The 2,932-nt window shown below is 65.2% G+C and carries 2 protein-coding genes; both read right to left on the reverse strand.

Annotated features, from left to right (window positions below; genetic code table 11):
- Nucleotides 1-1,510, reverse strand: a 1,510-nt coding sequence (gene ftsH / locus ENZ75_RS27040; RefSeq protein ID WP_164888029.1) for an ATP-dependent zinc metalloprotease FtsH, incomplete at its 3' end; no start/stop codon positions are given.
- A 125-nt stretch (nt 1,511-1,635) separates the two neighbouring features.
- A partial coding sequence (gene tilS, locus ENZ75_RS27045) for a tRNA lysidine(34) synthetase TilS (protein WP_128278445.1) occupies nt 1,636-2,932 on the reverse strand: 1,297 nt, incomplete at its 5' end.

Here is a 2,932-nt window from a genome sequence, read left to right on the forward strand (position 1 = left end):
GCTTGGTCGCCTGCTCGATATCCGAAGAAGCTCCGGAGGTGATGTTCTCCTTGCCGAACTTGAACTCCTCGGCGACACGGCCGCCCATCATGATGGCGAGCCGCGAGATCATGTATTTGTAGCTCATCGAATAGCGGTCGCCTTCGGGCAACTGCATGACCATGCCGAGTGCACGGCCGCGCGGGATGATGGTGGCCTTGTGCAGCGGATCGGCCGACGGCACGTTGAGCGCGAGGATGGCGTGGCCGGCCTCATGGTAGGCGGTCAGTTCCTTCTCGGCCTGCGTCATGGCCGACGAGCGGCGCTCGGCGCCCATCATGATCTTGTCCTTAGCGTCCTCGAATTCAGCCATGGTGACGAGGCGCTTGTTGCGTCGTGCCGCCATCAGCGCGGATTCGTTGACGAGGTTCATCAGGTCGGCGCCGGAGAAGCCAGGCGTGCCGCGCGCGATCACCTTGAGGTCGACGTTGGGCGCCAGCGGCACGTTGCGCACATGCACCTTGAGGATCTTCTCGCGGCCGACGATGTCAGGGTTCGGCACCACGACCTGGCGGTCGAAGCGGCCTGGCCTGAGCAGTGCCGGATCGAGCACGTCGGGCCGGTTGGTGGCAGCGATCAGGATGATGCTTTCGTTGGATTCGAAACCGTCCATCTCGACCAGCAGCTGGTTCAGCGTCTGCTCGCGTTCGTCATTGCCGCCGCCGAGGCCGGCGCCGCGATGACGGCCGACTGCGTCGATTTCGTCAATGAAGATGATGCAGGGCGCGTTCTTCTTGGCCTGGTCGAACATGTCGCGGACGCGGCTTGCACCGACGCCGACGAACATCTCGACGAAGTCAGAACCGGAAATGGTGAAGAACGGCACATTGGCTTCGCCGGCAACCGAGCGCGCGAGCAGCGTCTTGCCGGTTCCCGGAGGGCCGACGAGCAGCACGCCGCGCGGAATCTTGCCGCCGAGCCGCTGGAACTTCTGCGGATCGCGCAGGAACTCGACGATCTCTTCCAGATCTTCCTTGGCTTCGTCGACGCCGGCAACGTCCTGGAAAGTGACGCGGCCATGCGCTTCGGTGAGCAGCTTGGCCTTCGATTTGCCGAAGCCCATCGCGCGGCCGGAGCCGGACTGCATCTGGCGCATGAAGAATATCCAGACGCCGAGGATGAGGATCATCGGCAGCCAGGAGATCAAATAGCCGAACAGCGAATTGGAACCGTCCGTTTCAGGCCGTGCATTGATGGTGACGTTCTTGTCCTGCAGCCGCGAGACCAGCGAAGGATCGCCGGGCGAATAGGTCTGGAAACCGCTGGAATTGTCGGTGTAGGTGCCGCTGATACGAGCGCCAGCAATGGTCACCGTCTTGACCCGCCCCGCCGCGACATCCTGCAGGAACTGCGAATAAGGCACATCGCTGGAAGCCCCTCGCGTCTGCGGCGTCTGGAACAAATTGAACAGGGCTATGAGCAGGACCGCTATGATCGCCCAGAGCGCGAGGTTGCGATAGTTCGGATTCATCAATTGTCCCGTTGGCGTCCGCGAGGCGGACACGCGTCATGAGAGGAAACTTGCGCCTAACATAGGGAGAGCGTCCCCCCTTGCCAAGCAGAACAGCACGTCTGGGTTAAGCTTTCGCGCAACCCTCAGCCGGCACTGTGGCCGCTGAAAGGCAAGGGCGGGACCGGGGCCGCGCCAATCAGCCCGGCGACGGCCCGCGCCAGCGCTAGGTCGAAGGATGGCAGGAAGCGGCCGAAGGGGGCAACGACCGGCCGCACTTCCACCGTCGCGGACTTCAGTCCATATCCAGGCAAACCAAGGCATTCACCGGCCTGCCACACCGCCGGTTCGGCCGCGAGCGCGGCGCGCATCAGGCTCGACGGGGTTTTTCCTTCACCCGTCGCGAGCCGTTTCGCCGCTGCCGTGCCTAACGGGGCAATCAACAATGCGCTGCTGCTGTCGTTCAATGTGATGTGCCGGCGGCCGTCCCACAGGGTGCTGCCGGTGGCGGCAGCGGCGGCGGGCAGTCCGCGCGCCTCGCGGCGCAGGAATATGCCGGAGCGCCGGGAATCGACAACCGTCCGCGACAATGTGGCGCAAAGAAATCCAGCCCTCAGCCGACCGAACAGAGCCTCGCTGCGGGCCTGATCCGGCAGGAAGGCAATCCCGCCGGTCGTGGCCAGAAGGATGCGCAACGCATAGACGGCCGCCTGCTCGTCACCGGAGGAGAGCAGGCACGGGTCGAGGCGGATGAGGCCGATGGCTGGCTGGCTGGCGAAGCCATCGATCAAACCGGCTGCGCTGGCGCCAAGCTGCCTGCGCTCGAGGGCGGCCTGGCCCGCGAGCATCAACATGCCCTTCACATGCTCGACACTCTCGCCGGCAAGTGCGGCCCGCACACGCGGCCGCTCGAAAGCCGCGTCGTCATTGGTCGGATCGTCAGCCCAGCCGACATTTTGACGGCGCAGGACGTCGCGCAATGCCGCGCGCCGCACGCCGAGGAGCGGCCGCACGATCCAAATGCGCCAGTCATAGAGGGTGGCCGGCGCCATGCCGGCAAGTCCCCGGCCGGCCATGCCGGCATGGCCTTGGCCCTCGTCCCGCGCGTGCCGCATCAGCACCGTTTCCGCCTGGTCGTCGGCGGTATGGCCGGTGAGGATCATGCCGATGCCTTCCGCTTGTGCCGCCTCGGCTAGCAGCCGGTAGCGCGCCTCGCGAGCGGCGGCGGGCAGACCGGTCGATGGCTTTGGACCCGACCATGTCAGGATGCGGTGTGAAATTCCGAGCCTGGCGCACAGCTTCGCCACTGTTTGCGCTTCCGCAGCCGAACCGGACCGCAAACCGTGGTCGATCGTCACCGCCAGCAGCCTGGTTGCCGGCGCCCGACGTTCGAGATGGTGTTTGAGAAGAAGTAGCAGGGCGGTCGAGTCGCTGCCGCCGGAC

This window comes from Mesorhizobium sp. M7A.F.Ca.CA.002.04.1.1 (assembly GCF_004022805.1).
GTDB lineage: Bacteria > Pseudomonadota > Alphaproteobacteria > Rhizobiales > Rhizobiaceae > Mesorhizobium > Mesorhizobium ciceri.